The sequence below is a fragment of the Hydrogenovibrio crunogenus genome (assembly GCF_004786015.1).
GTDB classification, from domain to species: domain Bacteria; phylum Pseudomonadota; class Gammaproteobacteria; order Thiomicrospirales; family Thiomicrospiraceae; genus Hydrogenovibrio; species Hydrogenovibrio crunogenus.
Genome location: NZ_CP032096.1, coordinates 376,367 through 399,219 on the forward strand (window position 1 = coordinate 376,367; position 22,853 = coordinate 399,219).

General features: G+C 43.7%; 22 protein-coding genes. 16 read left to right on the forward strand and 6 right to left on the reverse strand.

The features are described 5' to 3' along the window. Nucleotides 1-174: 174 nt before the first annotated feature. The 6 genes from GHNINEIG_RS01735 to GHNINEIG_RS01760 all read left to right on the forward strand — a co-directional run bounded on the left by GHNINEIG_RS01735 (nt 175) and on the right by GHNINEIG_RS01760 (nt 5,899). Nucleotides 175-465: a co-chaperone GroES gene (locus GHNINEIG_RS01735; RefSeq protein ID WP_011369766.1), complete on the forward strand. Its 291-nt coding sequence runs from the start codon at nt 175-177 to the stop codon at nt 463-465. Nucleotides 466-505: 40 nt separating this feature from the next. Further along, a complete protein-coding gene (gene groL / locus GHNINEIG_RS01740; protein ID WP_135795043.1) occupies nt 506-2,146 on the forward strand; it encodes a chaperonin GroEL in 1,641 nt (546 codons plus the stop codon). Between the two features lie 174 nt (nt 2,147-2,320). Beyond that, nucleotides 2,321-3,040, forward strand: coding sequence for a glutathione S-transferase (locus tag GHNINEIG_RS01745; protein WP_135795044.1), 720 nt, complete (start codon nt 2,321-2,323; stop codon nt 3,038-3,040). Between the two features lie 105 nt (nt 3,041-3,145). Continuing rightward, nucleotides 3,146-4,198, forward strand: coding sequence for an N-acetyl-gamma-glutamyl-phosphate reductase (argC, locus tag GHNINEIG_RS01750; protein ID WP_135795045.1), 1,053 nt, complete (start codon nt 3,146-3,148; stop codon nt 4,196-4,198). Nucleotides 4,199-4,295: 97 nt separating this feature from the next. Beyond that, entirely contained in the window at nt 4,296-4,637 is a 342-nt protein-coding gene (gene erpA / locus GHNINEIG_RS01755) for an iron-sulfur cluster insertion protein ErpA (protein WP_135795046.1), read from the forward strand. 86 nt (nt 4,638-4,723) lie between these two features. Next, complete coding sequence (locus GHNINEIG_RS01760; RefSeq protein ID WP_135795047.1) at nt 4,724-5,899, forward strand: citrate synthase; 1,176 nt, start codon at nt 4,724-4,726, stop codon at nt 5,897-5,899. A gap of 112 nt (nt 5,900-6,011) precedes the next feature. Here GHNINEIG_RS01760 and GHNINEIG_RS01765 read toward each other — a convergent pair whose 3' ends face one another. The 3 genes from GHNINEIG_RS01765 to GHNINEIG_RS01775 form a co-directional block, all read right to left on the reverse strand. Continuing rightward, the gene (locus GHNINEIG_RS01765; RefSeq protein ID WP_135795048.1) at nt 6,012-7,112 is read right to left on the reverse strand and encodes an anhydro-N-acetylmuramic acid kinase; all 1,101 of its coding nucleotides are present in this window, start codon (nt 7,110-7,112) and stop codon (nt 6,012-6,014) included. Continuing rightward, nucleotides 7,105-8,397 carry a M23 family metallopeptidase gene (locus tag GHNINEIG_RS01770; RefSeq protein WP_135795049.1) on the reverse strand — a complete coding sequence of 431 codons (1,293 nt, stop codon included), beginning with the start codon at nt 8,395-8,397 and terminating at the stop codon, nt 7,105-7,107. The genes GHNINEIG_RS01765 and GHNINEIG_RS01770 overlap by 8 nt, the downstream gene beginning before the upstream one ends. Nucleotides 8,398-8,514: 117 nt before the next feature. Beyond that, nucleotides 8,515-8,748: a sulfurtransferase TusA family protein gene (locus GHNINEIG_RS01775; RefSeq protein WP_135795050.1), complete on the reverse strand. Its 234-nt coding sequence runs from the start codon at nt 8,746-8,748 to the stop codon at nt 8,515-8,517. Nucleotides 8,749-8,918: 170 nt separating this feature from the next. On the opposite strand from GHNINEIG_RS01775, the gene glyQ reads away from it, so the two are divergent. From glyQ to GHNINEIG_RS01810, 7 genes are all read left to right on the forward strand, one after another. Continuing rightward, nucleotides 8,919-9,845 (forward strand): glycine--tRNA ligase subunit alpha, encoded by a 927-nt coding sequence (gene glyQ / locus GHNINEIG_RS01780; RefSeq protein WP_135795051.1) that lies wholly within the window; start codon nt 8,919-8,921, stop codon nt 9,843-9,845. A 1-nt stretch (nt 9,846) separates the two neighbouring features. Beyond that, nucleotides 9,847-11,919: a glycine--tRNA ligase subunit beta gene (gene glyS, locus GHNINEIG_RS01785; protein WP_135795052.1), complete on the forward strand. Its 2,073-nt coding sequence runs from the start codon at nt 9,847-9,849 to the stop codon at nt 11,917-11,919. A gap of 137 nt (nt 11,920-12,056) precedes the next feature. Continuing rightward, nucleotides 12,057-12,593, forward strand: a complete 537-nt coding sequence (gmhB, locus tag GHNINEIG_RS01790) for a D-glycero-beta-D-manno-heptose 1,7-bisphosphate 7-phosphatase (protein ID WP_135795053.1) — start codon at nt 12,057-12,059, stop codon at nt 12,591-12,593. After that, a complete protein-coding gene (locus GHNINEIG_RS01795; RefSeq protein WP_135795054.1) occupies nt 12,590-13,339 on the forward strand; it encodes a lysophospholipid acyltransferase family protein in 750 nt (249 codons plus the stop codon). The genes gmhB and GHNINEIG_RS01795 overlap by 4 nt, the downstream gene beginning before the upstream one ends. 5 nt (nt 13,340-13,344) lie before the next feature. After that, nucleotides 13,345-14,172, forward strand: a complete 828-nt coding sequence (locus tag GHNINEIG_RS01800; protein WP_135795055.1) for a motility protein A — start codon at nt 13,345-13,347, stop codon at nt 14,170-14,172. Nucleotides 14,173-14,184: 12 nt separating this feature from the next. Further along, complete coding sequence (locus tag GHNINEIG_RS01805; RefSeq protein ID WP_135795056.1) at nt 14,185-14,910, forward strand: OmpA/MotB family protein; 726 nt, start codon at nt 14,185-14,187, stop codon at nt 14,908-14,910. After that, the gene (locus GHNINEIG_RS01810) at nt 14,907-15,599 is read left to right on the forward strand and encodes an OmpA/MotB family protein (protein ID WP_135795057.1); all 693 of its coding nucleotides are present in this window, start codon (nt 14,907-14,909) and stop codon (nt 15,597-15,599) included. The genes GHNINEIG_RS01805 and GHNINEIG_RS01810 overlap by 4 nt, the downstream gene beginning before the upstream one ends. A gap of 9 nt (nt 15,600-15,608) precedes the next feature. Here the strand turns inward: GHNINEIG_RS01810 and GHNINEIG_RS01815 are convergent, their stop codons facing one another. The 3 genes from GHNINEIG_RS01815 to pdxH all read right to left on the reverse strand — a co-directional run bounded on the left by GHNINEIG_RS01815 (nt 15,609) and on the right by pdxH (nt 18,871). Then, nucleotides 15,609-17,414 carry a methyl-accepting chemotaxis protein gene (locus GHNINEIG_RS01815; protein WP_135795058.1) on the reverse strand — a complete coding sequence of 602 codons (1,806 nt, stop codon included), beginning with the start codon at nt 17,412-17,414 and terminating at the stop codon, nt 15,609-15,611. A gap of 81 nt (nt 17,415-17,495) precedes the next feature. Continuing rightward, entirely contained in the window at nt 17,496-18,194 is a 699-nt protein-coding gene (gene ung, locus GHNINEIG_RS01820; protein WP_135795059.1) for a uracil-DNA glycosylase, read from the reverse strand. A gap of 26 nt (nt 18,195-18,220) precedes the next feature. Next, complete coding sequence (gene pdxH, locus GHNINEIG_RS01825) at nt 18,221-18,871, reverse strand: pyridoxamine 5'-phosphate oxidase (protein ID WP_135795060.1); 651 nt, start codon at nt 18,869-18,871, stop codon at nt 18,221-18,223. A gap of 86 nt (nt 18,872-18,957) precedes the next feature. Here pdxH and parE point away from each other — a divergent pair, with 86 nt between their 5' ends. The 3 genes from parE (at nt 18,958) to GHNINEIG_RS11655 (ending at nt 22,819) form a co-directional block, all read left to right on the forward strand. Beyond that, nucleotides 18,958-20,844: a DNA topoisomerase IV subunit B gene (parE, locus tag GHNINEIG_RS01830; RefSeq protein WP_135795061.1), complete on the forward strand. Its 1,887-nt coding sequence runs from the start codon at nt 18,958-18,960 to the stop codon at nt 20,842-20,844. Between the two features lie 148 nt (nt 20,845-20,992). After that, nucleotides 20,993-22,618, forward strand: a complete 1,626-nt coding sequence (locus GHNINEIG_RS01835; protein ID WP_135795062.1) for a sensor domain-containing diguanylate cyclase — start codon at nt 20,993-20,995, stop codon at nt 22,616-22,618. A 33-nt stretch (nt 22,619-22,651) separates the two neighbouring features. Further along, a complete protein-coding gene (locus GHNINEIG_RS11655) occupies nt 22,652-22,819 on the forward strand; it encodes a hypothetical protein (protein ID WP_189636906.1) in 168 nt (55 codons plus the stop codon). The last annotated feature ends 34 nt before the right edge of the window (nt 22,820-22,853 follow it).

Here is a 22,853-nt window from a genome sequence, read left to right on the forward strand (position 1 = left end):
GGATTTTCTTTTAAAATCTTCTTTTCTTACCCTTGAAAAATAAATTAACGTCACTATAAGGCTTGACAGTGATGAACCAATCTATAAAATAATTAGCACTCTCGATGGTAGAGTGCTAATTATTGAAAATTTAGTAACTAAAACCATGAATTATCAAACTTTTAGGAGAATCCTATGAATATAAAACCGTTACATGACCGAGTGGTCGTTCGTCAAGTTGAAGAACAAAAAGAATCAACAGGCGGTATTTTGCTACCTGGTTCTGCACAAGAAAAAGAGAACTTAGGCGAAGTCGTGGCTGTAGGGCCAGGTAAAGCGGCGGATAATGGTTCAATTATTCCAATGACTGTAAAAGTCGGCGATAAAGTGATGTTCGGTCAGTACTCTGGTCAAGAAGTGAAAGACGATGCTGGCAAACCACTTAAAGTGATGCGTGAAGACGATATCATCGCGATTGTAGAGTAATTAAGACATTCATTAAACAGAATACAAAAAGGATTTAAAGATGGCTAAAGACGTAAGATTAGGTTTAGACGCCCGCGAAAAGATGGTTGAAGGGATCAATGTCCTAGCGGATGCAGTGAAAGTAACTTTAGGGCCTAAAGGGCGTAATGTTGTGCTAGAAAAATCATTTGGTGCACCAACGGTCACTAAAGATGGTGTTTCCGTTGCTCGTGAAATTGAACTGGAAGATAAGTTCATGAACATGGGCGCACAAATGGTTAAAGAAGTGTCTTCTCAAACCAATGATGTGGCGGGTGATGGTACAACGACAGCAACAGTTTTAGCGCAGTCTATCGTTCGTGAAGGGATGAAGTCGGTTGCGGCAGGCATGAACCCGATGGACCTTAACCGTGGTATTCATAAAGCGGTTGAAGCCGTAGTTAAAGAAATTCAAAAAATGTCTGTTCCTTGTACGACAACAGAGTCGATTGCACAGGTCGGTACGATTTCTGCCAACTCTGATTCAGCGGTTGGGAAAATGATTGCTGAAGCCATGGAGAAAGTTTCGACAGAAGGTGTCATCACGGTTGAAGAAGGGTCTTCTTTGCATGATGAGCTTGTCGTGGTTGAAGGGATGGAGTTTGATCGTGGTTACTTATCACCTTATTTCGTAACCAACCAAGAAAAAATGGTCGCGGAATTAGACAACCCATACATCTTGTTACACGATAAAAAGATTTCAAACATCCGTGACTTGCTACCAACATTGGAAGCGGTTTCAAAAGCGGGTCGTCCATTATTGATCATCGCAGAAGATGTTGATGGTGAAGCGTTGGCGACATTGGTTATCAACAACATGCGTGGTATTGTAAAAGCAACGGCAATTAAAGCGCCTGGTTTCGGTGAACGTCGTAAAGCCATGCTGCAAGATATGGCGGTTTTAACAGGTGGTACAGTGATTTCTGAAGAAGTTGGTCTAACACTTGAAAATGTGTCGCTTGATATGTTGGGTGAAACCAAGTCTGCCGTTGTTGGTAAAGACAGCACAAAACTGATTGACGGTGCCGGTGCGAAAGAAGATATTGAAGCCCGTTGTGCTCAAATTCGCTCTCAAGCTGAAAATACGACTTCTGAATATGATTCAGAGAAACTTCAAGAGCGTTTGGCTAAATTGTCAGGCGGGGTTGCGGTTATCAAGCTGGGTGCCGCGACAGAAGTTGAAATGAAAGAGAAGAAAGATCGTGTAGACGATGCATTGCATGCGACACGTGCAGCGGTCCAAGAAGGGATTGTTGCCGGTGGTGGTGTTGCTCTGGTTCGTGCGCGTTCAAAAGTCAAAGTTAAAGGTGATAATGACGAGCAGCAACTTGGGATTGAAATTGCCTTGCGTGCAATGGAAGAGCCAATGCGTCAAATCGCAGCAAACTGTGGTTTAGAAGGGTCAGTTATTGTTAACAAGGTTATGGAATCAAAAGATAACATGGGCTTCGATGCGGCTTCTGAGACCTATGTAGACATGATTAAAGCCGGTATCATTGATCCAGCTAAAGTAACACGTTCAGCATTGCAAAATGCGGCTTCGGTTGCCGGTCTGGTATTGACTACTGGTGCTGCGATTGCAGACCTTCCTTCTAAAGATGGTGCTTCTGCAGATGCAGCGGCAGCAGCTGGTGGCATGGGAGGTATGGGCGGAATGATGTAATTTAAATTGGCGCGTTTTGTGTGAATTAAATTCGCTGAAATGCTCAATTTAAAGTTCTGCTTAGAATCAAAGAGCCCGCTTTATGCGGGCTTTTTGCTCTTAAATGCTTATCAAAAACAATCAGGCCTGGCTGTTTTTGATAAGCATTTGTGACGGTAAAAGTAAGGTAACGGTATGTCTGAATCTCATCCAGTATTGTATTCCTATCGACGATGCCCCTATGCGATGCGTGCCAGAATGGGGTTGTATTTATCTGGTGTACAAGTGGAGCAACGTGAAATTGAATTTTGGGATAAGCCCGCTTCAATGTTAACGGCTTCTCCGAAAGGGACGGTCCCCGTACTGGTCTTGCAAGATGATAGTGTGGTGGAGGAAAGTTTCGATATTATGCTCTGGGCATTATCTCAAAGAGATACGTATCAATGGCTGGACTCAAAAGGTGATTTGCCTTCAGAGCAGTCAGCTCTAGTGGAACAGTGTGACGAGGAATTTAAACCTCACCTGGATCATTATAAATATGCCGACCGGTTTCCAGAAAAGTCAGCAAAACATTATCGTGCCCAAGGTGAGCGTTTTCTCCAGCATCTAGAAGATCAGTTGCAAGAGAATACTCATCAAGCAGGCGACCGGTATTTATTTGGCGCGAAGGTTAGCCTAGCAGACATTGCCATTTTTCCGTTTATTCGACAGTTTGCCCATGTTGACAAAGAGTGGTTTGCGGCCGCAAGTTACCCGGCATTGCGTCAATGGTTAATACAGCTGATGGAATCGAATTACTTTAAGGCGATTATGAAAAACCGTCCCAAGTGGGAAGTGGGTCACGTGCCTTTATGGTTGGATGAACCTGACTTGATGACAAAGGATCAATTCCGAAAAAAAGCACAAGGCTTGTAGATCGAGAAACGAAAAGCCATTAGTGGTGATTGGCATTCAATGATAAAATGAACGCATTGATAAAATTTAAAGATGTGATTCATTTCACATGAAGTGGTTGAGAGAATGGAAAAAACAAAAATCAAAATTGGTATCGTGGGTGGAACAGGCTATACCGGTGTAGAGCTGTTAAGAATCTTAGCAAGCCATCCGAATGCAGACGTGGTGGCGATTACGTCTCGTAGCGAATCCGGGTTAAAGGTTGCCGATTTGTTTCCGAATTTGAGAGGTCATTATGATGGTTTGGCTTTCTCAGAACCTTCCGTAGAGGTTTTAAATGCTTGCGATATCGTTTTCTTTGCGACCCCGCATGGCGTTGCGATGGAGATGACGCCGAGTTTGATTGCTGCGGGCGTTAAGGTCATTGACTTGGCTGCCGATTTCCGGATTGAAGACATGCCGACTTGGACACAGTGGTATGGCTTGGAACACAGTTGTCCAGACATTATGACTCAAGTGGCTTATGGTCTACCTGAGTTGTTTCGAGAAGAGATTAAACAGGCAAAAGTCATCGCTAATCCAGGCTGTTATCCCACCAGTATTTTATTAGGGGCGACACCTCTATTGAAAGCAGGCCTGGTCAGTTTTGATGCGGTTTTTGCCGATGGTAAGTCGGGCGTCAGCGGAGCGGGACGAGGCGCAAAGGTTGCGATGTTGGGCGCAGAAATGAGCGAAAGCTTCAAGGCTTATGGTGCAGCAGGACACCGTCATTTACCTGAAATGCAAGAAAAGTTCCAAAAGGCGACAGGGCAAGCGGTCGACTTAACGTTTGTGCCACACTTGGTGCCTATGGTCAGAGGAATGGAGTCGAGCATTTATATGACATTAACCCAAGATGTTTCAGAGGCTGAACTTCAATCGGTACTGGAAGCCGCTTATCAGGATGAACCCTTTGTGGATGTGATGCCACTCGGCAGTTTGCCTGAAACGCGAATGGTCAAAGGGTCAAACATGTGCCGCATCGCGGTTTATCGGCCCGCGGGCGGAAACAAAGTCGTGGTTTCTTCGGTGATTGATAACCTGGTGAAAGGAGCGGCCGGTCAAGCAGTTCAGAATATGAATATCTTGTGCGACCTTCCTGAAACAACCGGATTGCAGCAGGTTGCCTTAATGCCTTAAAGAGGGTTGAGCAGAGATTCGCTTGAGTCTTTCGTGAAGATTTGGCGGGCTTTTGTTACAATTACATTTTAATAGACAATTATAGTAGGAGGCGATCATGTCTGAAATGCCTACCCCAGTTAATTTTACCGAAGCAGCCGCTTCAAAAGTCAGTGGATTGATTCAAGATGAAGGGAATCCGGAACTGAAATTACGTGTGTACATCACCGGTGGTGGTTGCTCAGGGTTTCAGTATGGCTTTACGTTTGACGAGTCTCAAGCAGAAGATGATACCGTGGTTGAAAAAGACGGTGTTAAGCTAATGATCGATCCAATGAGTTTCCAGTATTTAATGGGCGCTAAAATCGATTACTTGGAAGACCTTCAAGGCGCTCGATTTGTCATCGAGAACCCAAATGCGACGACAACCTGTGGTTGTGGCTCTTCTTTCGGCGTTTAATCTCTAAAACGCTTTAAACAAAAAGGCATTGCAGGTAAGAATTTTGCGTAATGCCTTTTAATCATTTTTCTTTGTTAGGGTAAATTATGGAATATATTCCTGGTTTAGCAGGCGTGCCTGCAACAGAGTCTGAAATCTCTTATATTGATGGTAATAAAGGGATTTTGACATATCGCGGTTATGACATTATGGAGCTGGCGGAATATTCTTCTTTTGAAGAAACCACGCTGCTGCTTTTGTTTGGAAATTTACCAACGGCTGATGAGTTAGCAGACTTTGAAAATAAGCTTCGTAATGCGCGTCGGGTTAAATATAACCTAAGAGAGATTATGAAGAATTTGCCAGCAACCACGCACCCCATGCATATGTTGCAAGTGGCTGTTGCCAGTTTGGCAAGTTTCTACCCGAGCACAGAGTATATGAAGGGTGGCACAGAAAACCAGGAATACATCAATGAAGTAACTGTGAATATCATTTCGCATATGGGAACGCTTGTCGCAATGTGGGAACACATGCGTAATGGATTTGACCCGATTGAGCCTCGTAAAGACCTTACCTACGCTGAAAACTTTTTATATATGGTGACCGGTGAGGAACCTGATAAGGATTGGGCACGGTTGTTGGATGCTTGCTTGATCTTGCATGCGGAACACACCATTAATGCGTCAACCTTTACCACGATGGTGACCGGGTCGACATTGGCCAACCCTTGTTCGGTTATTTCTTCGGCAATTGCTTCATTGTCAGGCCCGTTGCATGGTGGAGCCAATCAGAAGGTGATTGAAATGCTGGATGAAATTGGCACGCCTGAAAATGCTCGTCCTTATATTGAAAAGCGTTTGTCAGAAAAGAAGGTGATTTGGGGAATGGGGCACCGTGAGTATAAGACGAAAGACCCACGAGCTACTATCCTACAAAAACTGTCTTCGGAGTTATTACAAAAGAAAAGCGATGCAGGTTCTTTAAGCAAAGCGTTTGCAACCGCGATGGAAGTGGAGCGTGTGTGCGAAGAATTGTTAGGACATAAAGGGGTGTATCCGAACGTCGATTTTTATTCGGGTATTTTGTATAAGGAAATGGGCTTTGACGCGGGACTGTTTACGCCGATTTTTGCGGTCGCACGTTCAGCTGGCTGGATGGCGCACTGGCGTGAACAGTTGCAAAACAATAAGATTTTCCGACCGACTCAAATATACACAGGCGCAGGTAACTCTTGCTACCTGCCAATGGAAAAAAGAAGTCAACAGAAATCCATGCCCTAGTGTGTGTATGGCTAACCCCTTTAAAAAACCGCTTAAAAGCGGTTTTTTTGGTTTAGGAATTTATATTTTCTTCGGTAAACAAGTCTAAATTGCCCAGGCCTGGGCAAATTTATTAAGGGTGCCAGACTGCGCCCAGAACAGAATCTTTTGTTGCACCGGTAATGTGTTCTAAGGCAATAGGCGTGTTGGTGAGCCGCTGATCGGCCAACCAAGCACACATCATCGCTTCAATAGCATGCGGTTCCACGCCAGATGTTTTTGTGGTGTCGACCGGGTAAGGGAGTTGTGCTTGAAGTCGCGTCATCAAGGTATTGTTTTCAGCCCCGCCACCACAAATGAGTAGCCTTTCAGGGGGGGATGGAAGGGTGTTGAGTCCTTGAACAATCGTTTCCACTGTCAGCTGGTTTAATGTGGATAGAATGTCTTCTTTAGACACATTTGGGTGTCTTTTTAGAAATGGACTTAGCCAATCACAGTTAAACAGATCTTTGCCGGTCGTTTTAGGGGCAGGGAGTCCAAAGTAAGGTTCTTGCATTAATTCAGATAATAAAGCCATATTGACCTGACCAGTTTGAGCAAGCTCTCCATTCTCATCGTAGGTACAGTTAAAGTGTTGCTCGCAGAATTCATCCATTAAACCATTTCCTGGTCCAGTATCAAAGCCAAGCGTTTTTTGCCGGTCAAGGAATGTAATGTTGGAAATCCCACCAATGTTGACTACAGCAGTGTTAACAATGTTGCCAAACAATTTTTGATGAAAAGCCGGAGCTAATGGCGCACCTTGACCATTATTGGCCATGTCGTCAATTCTAAAATCGGCAACAGTTGTGATAGCCGTTTTTTTTGCAATAAAAGCTGGGTGACCAATTTGTAAGCTCATTGGTACGTCGGGGGCATGGTAGATGGTTTGCCCGTGACTGCCAATGGCAGTGATTTCTTCAGACGTATAATCAGAATGTTTCAGCAGTAGTTGCGTCGCATTCGTAAACGCCATAGCCACTCGGTATTCCAGATCGCAGAGGGTTTTTAAATCAATATGTGGGGTTTGATTGAGCTGCTGAAGTTGTTTTTTTAAGCTATGCGTATAAGGAAAGGTTTGAAAGGCTTTTAATTCAAGCTGGTCATTTTGGATATTAACTAAGGCCGCGTCCACGCCATCCAAACTGGTGCCGGACATCAGTCCGATGTACAGTTTCGATGGGGGGTTACTCAAAGTTTGACACCAACTGTGTGTGAGGATTCAAACGATCCAGCTGCGCTGACATCAGCTCTGCATATTGAACAAATTGACGACGGTATTTTTTAGGAACCGGCCCCGCATCCGGAAACTTAACTCTTAAAGGGTCCACATGATGACCTTTTTTACGGAATTCGTAATGTAGGTGAGGCCCGGTAGCTAACCCGCTTTGCCCGATATAACCGATGACTTGTCCTTGGCGAACCCAGTCTCCTTGACGGTATTTTCCAAATTTTGACATATGCGCATAGACGGTCACATATCGGCCAGCATGCTTGACATAAATCACTCGACCATAACTGCGGCTCCACCGGCGTTTGATAATCTGTCCATCTCCAGTGACGCGAATTGGCGTTCCAACCGGTCCTCCGTAATCCACACCTCTATGTGCACGCCATTTTTTAAGAACGGGGTGATAACGTTTTGGTTTGTATCGGGATGTGATGCGAACATAATCAACCGGATTTCTAAGAAAAGCCTTTCTGAGGTTTCGTTTATGTTGATCGTAATAACCGACTTTTTCGCCATTTTGATTTCGAAGCAAGAAAGCCGTATGCAATTGGTTGCCATTGGTTGTGACTTCTGCTGCCAGAATGTCTCCATCCCCTACATATTGACCATTGATGAATTTCTTTTCATAAATCACTTTAAAAGGATCACCGGGTCTTAGTTGGCGGATAAAATCAATTTCCCATGAAAAAATATCAGCCAGGTTCATGATGGTTTGCGCACTGAGCCCTTCATCTTTTCCGCTTTGGTAAAAAGAATGCTTAATGGTGCCCGAAGCAGTTTGAATTTTGGTTTCAACCGGGTATTCAATTTTTTGAATGTTGAATTGATCGTTTTTACGGGTCAGTTGGTAGTGAACGGATGTGCGCTTTGGATAGTGAATTTTTTGAAGTTGGTTGGCTTTATCCAGCCAGATTTCTAAAGTGTCACCCGCTCTTAATTGGGTTAACCATTTGCCGTGTTGAGTGTCAGCAATTTGAAAGCTTACAACTGGAGACAAGCCAATGGAGTCTAAAGCTTCTGACAAAGAGCCATTTTTTTTGATTTTAACGACATGCTTGGTCCAGTTTGCATTTTGTTTGTCGAGTGTGTGGCTGTCTTGACTGGATTGGTCAACAGGAGGCAAGGGCAAGGCATATCTTTCTGGTGATTGCGATGCAGTGGCGAACTGAACAACAAACAAGAAAATAAGTGAAATTAACAATAAAAATTGTAACGTTGTTTTGGCTTTAATCACTGGCTTAATTTTCATTTGAAAGAGGATAAAAATAATTAAGTTAAAGCGTTTTAACTTAGTGCTAACTTCGATTATACCTAAAGAAATTGAGTTTGTGCGAGTTAAATAATTGAGGTTGAAGATTGATAAATTTTATGACGTATGCACTTCAATTTCGATAGTACATCCCGTATTTGTTGCGTCTATTTTAATGACTTTATGTTTATTCACCCTGCACCAGCTAGTGATGTCTTTCTCTGCACCCGGGTCCGTGCATTCGATTAAGAGGCGGTCGCCTGCATGACTTTTACGCGTCTGTTGTTGCAACTTAATAACGGGCATCGGACATTTTAATCCTTTTGCATCAATACGGGTTGTTTCAGCCATTTTTTTTACCAATAAGTTGTTATAATTAGCGGTATTTTACGCTAGAAATGTCTGGGATTTAAAACGTTAATTTTAACAATGGCTTTTCCAACGGTTGGAAAAAGACGGTTTACATCGAAAGCATTCCTTTAGCGATTCATTCTTCAAACAAATACAAACAGGGAAACAAAGTGTCTAACAACGCGGCAACGGATATTTCAACCTTTCAAGGGTTAATTCAAACTCTGCAAGCCTTCTGGGCAGAGCAAGGGTGTGTGATTATGCAGCCTTACGATAACGAGATGGGAGCTGGAACCTTCCACCCTTCGACCTTCTTGAGATCTATTGGTCCAGAACCATGGCGAGCGGCTTATGTTCAGCCTTGTCGCCGTCCGACCGATGGGCGTTATGGCGAAAATCCCAACCGCCTGCAACATTATTATCAATTTCAAGTGATGCTGAAGCCATCACCGGATAATATTCAGGAGTTGTATTTAGAGTCTTTGAAAGTGCTGGGAATTGATCCGCTAGAGCATGATATTCGTTTTGTAGAAGACAACTGGGAATCCCCAACGTTAGGTGCCTGGGGCTTAGGTTGGGAAGTTTGGATGAATGGGATGGAAGTCACGCAGTTCACTTACTTTCAACAAGTCGGCGGGTTGGAGTGTCGTCCCGTTACCGGTGAAATAACCTATGGCTTGGAGCGTATTGCAATGTATTTGCAAGGCGTCAACAGTGTATATGATTTGACTTGGGTAAATGGTCCGGAAGGTAAAGTAACCTATGGCGATGTGTTCCACCAAAATGAAGTGGAAATGTCGACTTATAACTTTGAAAAAGCAGATACTGATATTTTATTTAGAACGTTTGACGAATGTGAGCAGATTTTTACCAAACTGGTAGAAGATAAACTCCCTCTTCCTGCTTATGAACAAGTCTTAAAAGCCTCACATGCTTTTAATTTATTAGATGCGCGTCATGCCATCAGCGTCACTGAAAGAGCACGCTTTATTGGGCGTGTCCGTAATATGGCAAAACAAATTGCCGAATCTTATTATGAAGGCCGAGAAGCATTAGGATTTCCTCTGGTGAAAGAAACAACAGCGGAGGCGAAGTAAGATGACTATGAATACAGCAGAATTTTTAGTTGAAATTGGAACGGAAGAGCTTCCTCCTAAAGCCTTACAGAAGCTTTCGAATGCCTTTATGGATGGGATTAAAGCGGGCTTGGATGACGCCGAACTGAATTATGGCGAGACAGCGGTGTATGCTTCGCCGCGTCGTCTGGCGGTAAGAATTGACGCCTTGCAGACCAAGCAGGCGGATAAGACAGTAGAGCGTAAAGGTCCGGCCAAAAAGGCGGCATTTGATGCTGAAGGACAGCCAACCAAGGCCTTGCAAGGATTTGCACGCGGTTGTGGCGCCGATGTAGCAGATCTATCAGAAATTGAAACGGAGAAAGGCACCTGGATGGTGTACTACTTGGAACAGAAAGGTCAGCTAACCGCAGAATTACTACCAGCAATTGTGAATCAATCATTAGCGAAGCTGCCGATTCCAAAGCGAATGCGTTGGGGGGCATCAGACGTTGAATTTGTGCGACCGGTCCATTGGGCGTTGATGCTATTGGATGACCAAGTGGTTCCGGCGACTATTTTAGGGCATCAAACGTCGAATAAAACGCACGGACACCGTTTTCATGCGCCGCAAGCGATCGAAATCACTCAACCTTCCGAGTATGTGTCGGTGTTGAAAGAGCAGGGATATGTGCAAGCCGATTTTGAAGAGCGTAAAGCACGTATTCGTGAACAGGTTGAAGCCGTGGCACAATCAGCAGGAGGTGTGGCAGATATTGATGAAGAATTATTAGATGAGGTTACGGCTTTGAATGAATGGCCGACTGCCGTGGTGGGGGACTTTGATGAAACCTTTTTAGCGGTTCCATCGGAAGCGTTAATCTCCGCCATGAAAGGCCATCAAAAGTATTTCCACATTCTCGACAAGGCCGGCAAGTTGATGGCGAAATTCATCACCATCTCGAACATTGAAAGTTCCAATCCTGAGTCGGTTAAAAAAGGGAATGAGCGAGTGATTCGTCCGAGATTATCGGATGCGAAATTTTTCTGGGATCAAGATCGTAAACAGCCGCTGGATGATTTTTTACCACGTTTGAAAACAGTAGTCTTTCAGCAAAAGTTAGGTACGTTGTATGACAAGGTAGAACGTTTAGAGACCTTGGTAGTGAAAATTGGCCGTCCGTTGGGAGAAGAAGCACAAGTGCTTGAGAGAGCCGCACGTTTGTCGAAATGTGACTTGATGACGGAGATGGTCGGTGAATTTCCAGATCTGCAAGGGGTGATGGGGCGTTACTATGCGCAAGCACAAAATGAAAATGCCAAAGTAGCCGATGCCATTGACGGCCAGTATCAACCGCGTTTTGCAGGCGATCAATTGCCAGACTCGGTGGTTTCTCAGGCATTGGCTATTGCCGATAAGCTGGATACCATTACGGGGATTTATGGCATTGGACAAGTGCCAACCGGTGATAAAGACCCGTTTGCGTTACGTCGTTCAGCCTTAGGTCTGGTCAGGATTTTGATTGAAAAAGAATTGGATCTGGATCTTCAGTTAATGATTCGCTTCAGTTTGGATCTGCATTCAGAAATTGACACGTCAGAAGCGTTGGTGATGGAAATCTACGACTTCATCGTCAGTCGTCTGAAAGCGTATTATGCTGGTAAAGGTGTCTCTGCGGAACAGTTTGAAGCAGTACGTGTCTGCGCCCCTTCACACCCTCTGGACTTTGCGAAGCGTATTGAAGCGGTTTGCCAATTCAGTGAAATGGACGAGGCGGAAAGCCTGAGTGCGGCCAATAAACGTATCGCCAATATTTTGAAAAAAGTGGATGCGAGTTTGCCTGAAGAAGTGGAATCGTCTTTGTTTGAAGGCGATTCAGAACGTGATCTGTTTGAAGCGTTGGATGCATTGCGGGAAACGGTCAGCACTAAGATTGCAGCGCGTGATTATGCCAGTGCTATGCAGTTGTTGGCTAGGATCCGCCAACCAGTGGATGCGTTTTTCGACAATGTTATGGTTATGGCAGATGATGAAGCGGTCAAGCTGAATCGCCTGGCGTTGTTGAATCAGATTTATCAGCTCTTTAGACAAGTGGCTGATATTTCAAGATTGTAATCGCGCATTGATTTGATCAGAACGGACCCACAGTGATTTAAAACTGTTGGGTCCGTTTTGCTTTATGGACAATGAAAATGTGATTGAAAATAGCCAGGCCTGGCTATTTTTACAATGGGTTTTTAGGATACGAGAGAATGAAAATAATCGTTTTAGATCGAGATGGCGTGATTAATGAAGATTCGGATGCCTATATTAAACATCCGGATGAATGGCACCCAGTTGAAGGCAGTCTTGAAGCGATTGCCAAATTAAAGCGTGCCGGTTGGACTGTGGCGGTGGCAACCAATCAATCTGGTGTGCGCAGAGGGTATTACTCCCGAGAGACCTTGCATGCGATGCACATGAAGTTGGTTGCGTTATTGGCCGAGCGTGATGTGACAGTCGATTGGATTAACTACTCTCCCTATATTGCAGAGGACGAGTCACCTTGCCGCAAACCGAGTGTTGGCATGTTGCAGGCTATTGAGAATCGGTTTCAGTGTTCTTTAGCCGGGCAACCGATGATTGGCGACACGGTGGCGGATATTGCCGTTGCAAAAGCAAAAGGTATGATGCCCATTTTGGTCAAAACAGGTAAAGGGGAAAGAACTCTAGCAAAGCAGGATCCTATTTTGCAGGGCGTTCCGGTGTATGACAATCTTTTAACGGCAGTAGAGGCGTTATTACAATGAAATTTTTTTGGTTTATTCGGTCGGTTCTATTCAGTGTTGGACAGCTCTCTTCCTTAGTGTTTTTTTCAGTAATTGGGCTGGGGTTGATCCCTTTTTCTCATCGCGTTCGTTATCAGTTTATCCATTACTGGGCTAAGTTTTGTATTTGGTGGTTAAAAGTTACCTGTGGTTTGACGTATACCGTTCATAATAAAGAGCGGATTGACTTGACGCAAACTGGTTTGGTTCTTGCTAGACATGAATCAGCTTGGGAAACATTAGCCTTTCAGTCTATTTTCCCACAGCAGACCTTTGTCTTAAAAAAAGAGTTATTAAAAATTCCTTTTTTTGGCTGGGGACTCGCAATGCTCAATCCGATCTCGATTGATCGTAACGCTGGCAGAAAAGCGATTAAACAAGTGGTTGAAGAAGGTGTGGATCGTATTCAGCACGGTGTTTGGGTCGTGATTTTCCCGGAAGGGACGCGTATTGCGGCGGGCGAGTTTGCCAAAATTAAAGGAGGCGGCGCTTTATTGGCGCAAAAAGCACAAGCTCCCGTTTATTTAGTCGGGCATAATGCCGGTGATTTTTGGCCTAAAAATAGTTTTATCAAGCGCCCCGGCAACATTGATGTTTATATAAGCGAACCGTTTGACGCTGCAGAGATGACGGTGGCAGAAATTAACCAAAAAACAGAGGAATGGTTTTTAACGCACTCAAGCATTCGTCGGTCAGAAGACGAAAAGGGGCGCGTTGATAACACATAATTTTAATGAGTAAACTGGCAACATTAATCGGCGTTTTCTTGGGATTGGTGATTCTAATCCTGAGTATGTTTGATTTTGAAAAAGGACATTTGCTGTCAGCGTTTTTTAACTTGCAAGGGTTGCTCGTTGTTCTGGGCGGCACTTTCGCCGCCACACTGATCAATTATCCACTTAACCAGATGGGATGCTTTTTTCGAGGCTTTGTAAAGGTTTTCGCCAGTGAACCTCATTCCGAAAACGAAGCGATTGAACAAATCATCTACCTGAGCCATATCCAACAGAAGAAGGGCGTTCTCGCATTAGAAAAAGAGATCGACTTGATTTCAGATAAATTTCTACGGTTTGCGTTATCTGAAATGATGGTGTATCGCGATATTGAACACCTTTCCACCAGTTTGGAAAACCACTTGAATTCGATGCGACTCCGTCATGTTGGCTGTCAGGATGTTTTTAATAATATGGCTTCCTACGCCCCTGCTTTCGGGATGATGGGAACCGTAATGGGGTTGATTATCATGATGACCGCTCAAGTGAGCGGGGCACAATCCTCCGCGTCCGGTGATGGGTCTGGCGATATGTTGAGCAGTTTACTCCAAGGGATGGGACTGGCCTTAGTCACGACCTTCTATGGGGTATTACTGGCCAATTTTGTGTTTATTCCTGTTGCCGGTAAGTTAAAAGTGCTGTCGGATGCGGAAGCACTTAAAAATGAAATTTTAATGTTTGGTATTCTGGGATTGAAAAAAGAGCAGTCTCCTTTATTGTTAAGGGAAAGTTTAACGGCGTTTGTGAATGAGAAGAATAAACAAAAGTTAGAAATCTCTTTAGGTTGATGAGGACTTGAGGTGAAAGCTGAAACCATAATACAGGCTGAAGATCAAAAAGCGACTCAGCGCATCAAGCGCAGTCAGTCTTGGCAGATGGTGTATATTGCTTTATTTACGTCATTATTGGCGTTTTTTGTTCTGATTACCACTTTGATTGAATTAGAGGGATCACAGCCGAAAAGAGATTATCAGAAGTTAGTGAATTTTTTGTATCTGGATGCGTTGGAAACACAAGAGCGTTTGGGGATGAATTGGCTTCACATCGAAAACACCCTGTCAAAAGGGGTGAAGATTACAATGCAAGAAGAGGTCTTCTCGTCACAAAACTTGTTTGCGTCTGGGCGAGCTAAAATTAACCCCCGTTATTTACCCTACATCAACCGTTTTGTCGGGTTTTTAAAGCAGTTGCAATTGGAATCCTTTCAACAACGGCATCCACTCCAAGTTAAAAGTATTACACGGCCAGATGAATCTTTTCAGGTGACGATTCGAATTGAAGGGCATACTGATGCGACGCCCTTGGCAAAAACGGCTTTATATCAGAGTAATTTTGAGCTCAGTACGTTTCGGGCTTATGCCATTATGAATGTGCTTCAAATCTATTCCGGCTTGCCTGAATCTTCATTTTCGATTGCGGGATATGGTAGTTTTCATCCTGTCACGCGCAACCCTTATGACTCTGAAAATCGTCGCGTTGAAATTTATTTGATTCCACAAGCGATTCAAAAAAGGGTCACGTCATGAGCGCCTTAGCCTTAAAAGCACGGTCTTCTTGGTTGTTCTCTTTTGGCGACCTTGTGACGTTACTCATCACGTTCTTTATTATGATGATCGTCCTTAATAAAGGTGAAATTTCACAGGTACAAAAATGGGCTGAAAATCAATTGGATGACGCTTATGTTCAGTTGACGAACCAAATGGATGGCGCTCAATATATTTCTTTGTCGCGCACAGCGCATGGGATTGCAGTGAATATAAGTCATCCCGAGGCTTTTGTGAAAGGTGGTTATAACCTGTCCAGTGCACTGGAATCAGAGTTGAATCAACTGGGGAATGCGTTACAGTCTTTGAAAATATTTCACTTGGAGCGATCAGATGTTCCCATTCATATTTTAAGAATTGCCGATTCGGAAAGTTTAAGTTGGCGCTCAGAAGTCTCGGTGGCCGGTTATACTGATGATGATCAAATTGATCCTGAATCTCCTTTAAGAAATAATTGGTTTCTCAGTACGATGCGCGCGCAGAATGTAATGAAAAGCCTGTATCGATCGAGTGGGTTGGAACAGTACCAGTTTGGCGTAACGGGGTATGGAAAGTACCGCCCCGTAGCATCCAATGAAACCCGTGAGGGGAAGGCGAAAAACAGACGGGTTCAGGTGATGATTTCAGCGACCTTTGAAAAATCAATCACCCAACCGAAATGGTTTAAATAGCTTAAAGTCTTATTGATCCGTTCGTATGCTTGGCAAGGCTGTCGGTGTATTGGTTTTAAATTGTGAAACCGACAGCATGAGAGAGTGAGATAATTCAGCTAAATTTTGAGCGCTGTCGGAGGTTTGTTCGACCAGAGCGGCATTTTGTTGAACGCCTTGATCCAGTTCCGAAATGGCCTGGTTGATTTGAGATAACCCTTTCGCCTGTTCTTGCGCACTGTGTGAAATCTCAGTGATAATCTCATTCACTGACTGAATGCCTTGAGTCACCCGTTCAAATTCCGAGTTGGTTTCATCCAGCTTGTTTGCTCCTTGCTGCACTTGTGAAACGACTTGTTCAATTAATGTTCGAATTTCGGTTGAAGCGTCTGATGACTTCGACGCCAGGCTTCGCACTTCACCCGCCACAACGGCGAATCCTTTTCCTTGCTCTCCCGCTCTAGCCGCTTCGACCGCAGCGTTGAGCGCAAGAAGATTGGTTTGGAAGGCAATGCTGTCTATCAGCTCAATGAACGTACTGATGCGTTCGCTGGCAGTTTTAATCTCAGACATCGATGCGATGGATTCTCCCATTACATGGTGAGCCTTATCGGTTAGTGTGAGTGTTTCCGAGCTGAAATTTTGTGCTTTTTGTCCATTGTCGGCCGTTTGTGTGATGGCTGATGTCATTTGTTCCACTGCCGCTGCAATTTCTTCTAAAGAGGCGGCTTGCCCTTGGGTTCGATGAGACAGGTCTTGATTGCCTTGTGCAATTTGTTCAATGCCACTGTTGACGTCCGTTGAGCAGTCCATGACCTGAGTAATGGTGTTGTTTAGATAGGAAGTGGTCCCATTTAGGTTTTCCTTAAGTAAGTTAAGCTCTCCTTTAAAGGGGGTCTCAATTTGATGTGTGAGATTGCCTTGATGAAGGGAATCAACGGCTTGGTTAAGCGCTTGAATACTAATTGAAACGGTATCTACTGTTTGGTTAATGAATGTTTTCAATTCCGTCAAGCGCCCATGTGTTTCTATGTCGACGCGTTGACTGTAATCTGCGTGATTGACTTTACGCATCACCTGGTTGATTTGGTCAATGATTTGATCCATCTGCTGCATGGCAAAATCAACATTTTTCCTGAGGCTGCCTTTGACATTTTGATCCATTCGAACAGAAAAATCGCCTTGGGCAATGGCTTGGGAGACAGATTCCAAAGAAGTCATTGTCAGTTCAACGCTGCCAATTGACGCATTGACATTGTTTTTAAGGGTTTCTAAGTCGCCATACACTTCAACATCACAGCGAATATCAAACTTGCCATCGGCCACTTCAGCCAGTCGTTCATTAATTTGGTCAAAAATACTTTTTAAGTTTTGCGACAGTTGATTAAAACTTTGAGAAACTTGCCCGACTTCATCCGGGTGTTTGATAGAAATCGTTTTTGAAAAATCATTGGATGAAGTAATTTGTAAAATCCCTTTTTCCAGGGTTTTCAACGGACGTACAATTTTATTCATCAGGGTGTTGTACATCAAAATAAAAAAAGCCCCAACGGCAATCAGTACCGCAATAATAAAAATGAGTGTGAGCTGGCTCATCCAAGCCAAGTTTTCTGTCAGGTGGTGTGAAAGCTGAACGATTTCAGAAGGGGTTGATTGTGCAGAGGTATTTAATAACAGGGGGTGTAATGTTTGCCAGTCTTGTTGAACCAAAAAAATTTCGTGGTGAAGTAAGCTAAAAGCAAACGTGAAAAAAATGCCGGCACCGGCCATCATGACCAGTAGCAGATTACTCAATGTGGATATTTTGGTTCGGCTCCAAAGCGTTGGCTTTTTCATTCAGATATTCCTAAGTGCAAAAAATTTAGTAGTTATATTTATTTGAGGAAATCATTCTAATGATTTTTTAAGCCATTCATATCAAAAGATTTTATTCGGGAGCTGCCAATTTATATGAGGGATGTTATGGCTGGAAAGATATTGATTTGTCTTGGAAAAGGGCCTGCTACCAAAAAAACCACGATAGGCTGATAAGGGGGAAGGGTGTGGGCTTTTTATGATGAAATGGCGAGCCGGGTCGATGATTTTGCCTTTTTTCTGTGCATAAGCCCCCCATAGGATAAAAACAATATTCTGGCGCTGTGAGGACAGAGCGTGAATGATGGCATCGGTGAATTGTTCCCAACCTTTGTTTTGGTGCGCATTGGCTTGACCGGCTTCAACGGTGAGCACCGCATTGAGCAATAATACTCCTTGATCGGCCCAAGATTGTAAATATCCACAATGAGTATTGTCTATGTTCAAATCATCAAGTAGCTCTTTATTGATATTAAGCAACGATTTTGGAAGCGGTTTTACGCCCGGCAACACGGAAAAACTCAACCCGTGCGCATGCCCCGGCGTAGGGTAAGGGTCTTGCCCTAAAATCACCACTTTAACGTCTTCGAAAGGGGTGCTGTTCAATGCGTTAAACCAAAGACCTGCTTTCGGGAGTATTTGTTTGCCGGCAGCTTTTTCTTCTAACAAAAAGGTTTTAAGCTGCTGCATATACGGTTTTTCAAACTCTTCGCCAATAACGTTAAGCCAAGATTCATCGAGTTGGATCTTTTGATCAGGCATAAAAACCTCTATTGTGGTCATCTGAACTAAGGGTTTAGGCGGGTAATTTGCCAGGCCTGGTCGTTTTTGGAAAGACGTTGATAACGAAAACGATCGTGTAACCGGCTGGGACGCCCTTGCCAAAATTCAAAATAACAAGGGTTGAGTTGATACCCACCCCAATGCGCTGGGCAGGTCAAGGATTGCTCAGAGTGAGACATGGCTTCTTCCAGCTTGGCTTCCAAGATATCACGGCTGGCTACCGGCTGGCTCTGGTTTGAAATTGACGCCGCAAGCTGACTGTCTTTGGGACGACTGTAAAAATAGGCTTCAGAGGTTTCGCGAGGCACTTTTTGTAGCGTGCCTTCAATTCGAATTTGTCGATCCAGTTCCGGCCAGAAGAATAATAAAGCGGCTTTGGCATTTTGATCGATTTGCTGACCTTTATCACTGTCATAATGTGTATAAAAAATAAATCCATCTGAGTTAAAGGCTTTTAATAACACAATACGACTATGAGGCTGACCGTCGGCGCTGACAGTTGAGATGCTCATCGCAGTGGCATCTTGTTGTGTTTTTTCAAGCGCGGTTTCCATCCAGTCTGAAAACTGATGGAAAGGGTCTGCTTGCAAGTCTGCTCGTCTTAGAGCGGCAAATCCATATTCACGTCTTTCAGCGTGATAATCTCTATTTGGCATAGGTAAGACGTTCCTGTTTGAATCCTTTTTAGTTACGGGGTAATATAACTCAACTTAAATTTTCTTACCACCAGGAGTTCCCATACGTGAGCGAAAACTATAATGCTTCCGAAATAGAGGTTTTAACCGGATTGGATCCAGTTCGAAAAAGGCCGGGGATGTATACGGACACCACGCGTCCGAACCATTTAGCGCAAGAAGTCATTGATAACAGTGTGGATGAGGCGATTGCCGGCCATGCCAGTAAAATCATTGTGACGCACTATGCGGATGGTTCGATTGCCGTTGAAGATGATGGTCGTGGGATGCCAGTGGATATTCACCCCGAACAGGGAATGCCTGGGGTGGAAGTCATTTTAACGAAGCTTCATGCAGGGGGAAAATTCTCCAACAAAGCCTACCAATTTTCCGGTGGTTTGCATGGTGTCGGGATTTCTGTAGTGAATGCCCTGTCCAAGCGGGTAGAAATTCAAATCAAGCGCGATGGGAAATTACACCAGATTGCCTTCGAGCAAGGGCTGGTGGTTGAGCCACTTGAGGTGACTGGAAAAGTCGGTAAGAAAAACACCGGAACCACGTTGCGTTTTTGGCCGGATGCACGTTTCTTTGATACCCCCAAATATGCATTGACGAAGCTCAAACATTTGTTGCGTGCCAAGGCGGTTCTGAGTCCAGGGTTGCATGTGACCTTTATTGATGAAGTCAGCAATGAAACCTTGGAATGGCAGTATGAAGATGGGTTGAGAGATTACTTGAACCAAGCATTGGATGGTGTGGAACGCGTGCCTGTCGAAGGGTTTGTCGGCGAGTCGAATGGAGAGAATGAAGGGGTTGCTTGGGCCATTGCCTGGTTGGCGGAACCCGCTGATACAGTCTTGGAAAGTTATGTGAACTTGATTCCAACCCCTTTAGGCGGAACGCATGTTAATGGTCTTCGCGCCGGGGCAACGGATGCGATTCGAGAGTTTTGTGAATTCCGCAATCTTTTACCGAGAGGCGTCAAAGTCACGCCGGAAGATGTTTGGCAAAATGTGGCCTTTGTGTTGTCTGCAAAAGTCAGAGAGCCTCAGTTTGCTGGGCAGACCAAAGAACGTTTGTCTTCCAGAGAGTGTGTCCCTTTTATTTCCGGGGTGGTCAAAGATAGTTTAAGCTTGTGGTTAAACCAGCATACCGATGTGGCTGAAAAAATTGCCGAAATCGTCATTAATAACGCCCACAACCGTAATAAAAAAGCGAAAAAAATTACTCGGAAAAAAATCACTTCGGGTCCTGCGTTACCCGGGAAATTGGCCGACTGTACAGAGTCGGATTTAAATCGAACAGAACTTTTCTTGGTGGAGGGGGATTCTGCAGGAGGCTCTGCCAAGCAAGCGCGAGATAAAAACTTCCAAGCCATCATGCCGTTACGAGGCAAGATTCTCAATACCTGGGAAGTGGATTCAAGTCAGGTGCTTGCTTCATCTGAAATTCATGACATCAGTGTGGCCATCGGTGTGGATCCTGGATCGGATGACTTAAATGGATTGCGTTACGGTAAGATATGTATCTTGGCGGATGCGGATTCGGATGGTGCTCACATCGCCACGTTAATCTGTGCATTGTTCGTCAAACACTTTCCTAAACTGGTTGAGAATGGGCATGTGTATGTCGCCATGCCCCCCTTATACCGTATTGATGTTGGTAAACAGCTTTTTTATGCACTGGACGAATCTGAACGAGCGGGTATTCTGGATCGAATTGAATCAGAAAAAATGCCTGGAAAAGTTCAAGTAACCCGATTCAAAGGGCTGGGGGAAATGAACCCTAAGCAGCTTCGTGAGACGACCATGATGCCAGAAACGCGCCGGTTAATTCAGTTGGGTCTGGATATCGAATCGGCCGATCCAATTATGGATAAATTGTTAGCGAAAAAGCGTTCAGGTGATCGTAAAGTCTGGCTAGAAGAAAAAGGTGATTTAGCGGAAGTGGTTTAGTCATTTTCTTTTTTTCGAAAAGGAAAATGTTGATAAAACCCTATTGATAGTAAGGTTTATGCTTTAATTTCAATGGGTTACAAAGTTGCAAATGGTGTATACTGATCTTGTGTAGTATTTTTACTTATCAAGTAGAGGTTTGCATCCTGTGAAGACTGCTAAGAAAACATTTTTTACACAACATCCCTTCATCGAGCTAGAAAAAATTATTTCGTCTAATAATTTAATTCTGTTTGTGTTGATTGTGTTGATTATCGCAATCAATTCTGCTGGTTTTTTAAGTGTGAAGTGGCTTCAGTCAGAATGGACGCAACAATACACAGTCTATCAAACCAAACAAAAACTGTATTTTGACCTTTATCGAGAATCGGGGTATGGCGGATTCATTCATGCTTTTAAAAATGCGGTACTCAGAAAAAAAACAATCTATCTGAAATCCCTGTCAACGCACCATCAAAATGTTGAAGAAACGATTTCAAAATTGAAATCTTTAGCATCAACTCAAGCTGAACAGAACAAACTTCAAGACGTTCAAAACACCTTTCATCATTACTGGCAAAAATATCCCTTGTTGGAAAAGGCGATTCAGGAAAATTGGTCCGCAGAAAAGTTGGACAACCGCGTCTATGTAAATGATAAAGCGGCCTTGGAAGCTTTAAATGATCTTATTGCGTTAAATCAGAAAAATTTTAATCGTTCTGTTGCCAGAAATAACCAACTGATTCAACGAGTGGGAGTTTATGAAACTATCTCTTTGGGGGTGATTTTATTTTTCAGTTTGATTTTGTTTTTTTCCATGAGAAAGAAAGCGGGATTAGTCAATAATGTGTTGAAGATGCAAAAAGAAGCCGTTGCTTACAAAGAACTCTATGAGGCCACGTTAGACAGTATGGTTGATGCCTGTATCATTACCAATGAGAAGGGCATTATTGAAAACTTTAACCAGATTGCATTACAGCGTTTTGGGTATACGGCGGAAGAATTGATGGGCAAACCGATCGAAATTCTTATCCCTCAAGGCGAGCACAAGCGTAATCATGCGCACTACATGGCAAGCTCTTCAATGCATAAAAAGGTTCTTTTTAAAGGCAGGGAGTTAAAAGCCATTACCAAACATGGCGAGTTGTTGTCTTCTGAAATTACCGTGACCCCTTTAAAGCAAAGTGAGGATTTGAAATATGTCGGGATTATTCACGACATTTCGGATCGAATGAAGTTGATGGAACAATTGGGATCTCTGTTAAACCAGTTAAGGGACGAAGCCACCAAAGATTACTTAACAGGATTGCTAAATCGGAAAGCCTTCTTTGAGCAAGCACATCAGATATGGCTTTCTGCAAAAGAACAGCATCAACCGATTTCATTGTTGATGATTGATATCGACCACTTTAAACAGATTAATGATTCCTTTGGGCATGATGCGGGTGACCGTGTCCTAATAGAGGTTGCCAGAGTCTTTAATCAAAACTGTCGTGAAGAAGACTTAATTTGTCGTTATGGTGGGGAAGAGTTTGTTATTTTACTTGAGAATAAAGATGAAGAGCCCGCGCTGGAATTTGCTTCACGACTGAAAAAAATTGTTGAAGAAATCTCTGTGAAGGAGCAAAGCGAAGAAATCCGTTTTTCTATCAGTATTGGTGTAGCTACAGGTGATGCACTTGAGTTAAATTCAATTGAATCGTTTATTTCTCAAGCGGATCAAGCGCTTTATCAAGCCAAAGCGAATGGACGAAATCGAGTAGAGATATTTCACACAGAAGAAAAAAAGCGATAAACTTATTTTAATAAGTAACCGCCTCTTTTTACCGTGTATGAGAAGGGTGCCAAAATTGTCGGGCGATCAACCGATGGTTGGTCGTTTGAAGATGAAATCAAAGAGGGTACAGAGTCGTTGATGATTCTGGATCAGCGCCTGGAAAAAGAAATGCAAGTGGTTCAATTTCATGTGTATTATGATCGAGTGACAGAGCTTTGAAGAAAGCCCTCTCAGAAAATAGATGTTAACAATC

Bases quoted from the DNA above. Each gene is read 5' to 3' on its own strand.
- GHNINEIG_RS01795 (WP_135795054.1), top strand. From the start codon at position 12,590: ATGAAATTTTTTTGGTTTATTCGGTCGGTTCTATTCAGTGTTGGACAG.
- GHNINEIG_RS01735 (WP_011369766.1), top strand. From the start codon at position 175: ATGAATATAAAACCGTTACATGACCGAGTGGTCGTTCGTCAAGTTGAA.
- GHNINEIG_RS01800 (WP_135795055.1), top strand. From the start codon at position 13,345: ATGAGTAAACTGGCAACATTAATCGGCGTTTTCTTGGGATTGGTGATT.
- GHNINEIG_RS01810 (WP_135795057.1), top strand. From the start codon at position 14,907: ATGAGCGCCTTAGCCTTAAAAGCACGGTCTTCTTGGTTGTTCTCTTTT.
- GHNINEIG_RS01745 (WP_135795044.1), top strand. From the start codon at position 2,321: ATGTCTGAATCTCATCCAGTATTGTATTCCTATCGACGATGCCCCTAT.
- GHNINEIG_RS01775 (WP_135795050.1), bottom strand. From the start codon at position 8,748: ATGGCTGAAACAACCCGTATTGATGCAAAAGGATTAAAATGTCCGATG.
- glyS (WP_135795052.1), top strand. From the start codon at position 9,847: ATGACTATGAATACAGCAGAATTTTTAGTTGAAATTGGAACGGAAGAG.
- GHNINEIG_RS01760 (WP_135795047.1), top strand. From the start codon at position 4,724: ATGGAATATATTCCTGGTTTAGCAGGCGTGCCTGCAACAGAGTCTGAA.
- GHNINEIG_RS01815 (WP_135795058.1), bottom strand. From the start codon at position 17,414: ATGAAAAAGCCAACGCTTTGGAGCCGAACCAAAATATCCACATTGAGT.
- gmhB (WP_135795053.1), top strand. From the start codon at position 12,057: ATGAAAATAATCGTTTTAGATCGAGATGGCGTGATTAATGAAGATTCG.
- groL (WP_135795043.1), top strand. From the start codon at position 506: ATGGCTAAAGACGTAAGATTAGGTTTAGACGCCCGCGAAAAGATGGTT.
- pdxH (WP_135795060.1), bottom strand. From the start codon at position 18,871: ATGCCAAATAGAGATTATCACGCTGAAAGACGTGAATATGGATTTGCC.
- ung (WP_135795059.1), bottom strand. From the start codon at position 18,194: ATGCCTGATCAAAAGATCCAACTCGATGAATCTTGGCTTAACGTTATT.
- erpA (WP_135795046.1), top strand. From the start codon at position 4,296: ATGTCTGAAATGCCTACCCCAGTTAATTTTACCGAAGCAGCCGCTTCA.
- GHNINEIG_RS01770 (WP_135795049.1), bottom strand. From the start codon at position 8,397: ATGAAAATTAAGCCAGTGATTAAAGCCAAAACAACGTTACAATTTTTA.
- argC (WP_135795045.1), top strand. From the start codon at position 3,146: ATGGAAAAAACAAAAATCAAAATTGGTATCGTGGGTGGAACAGGCTAT.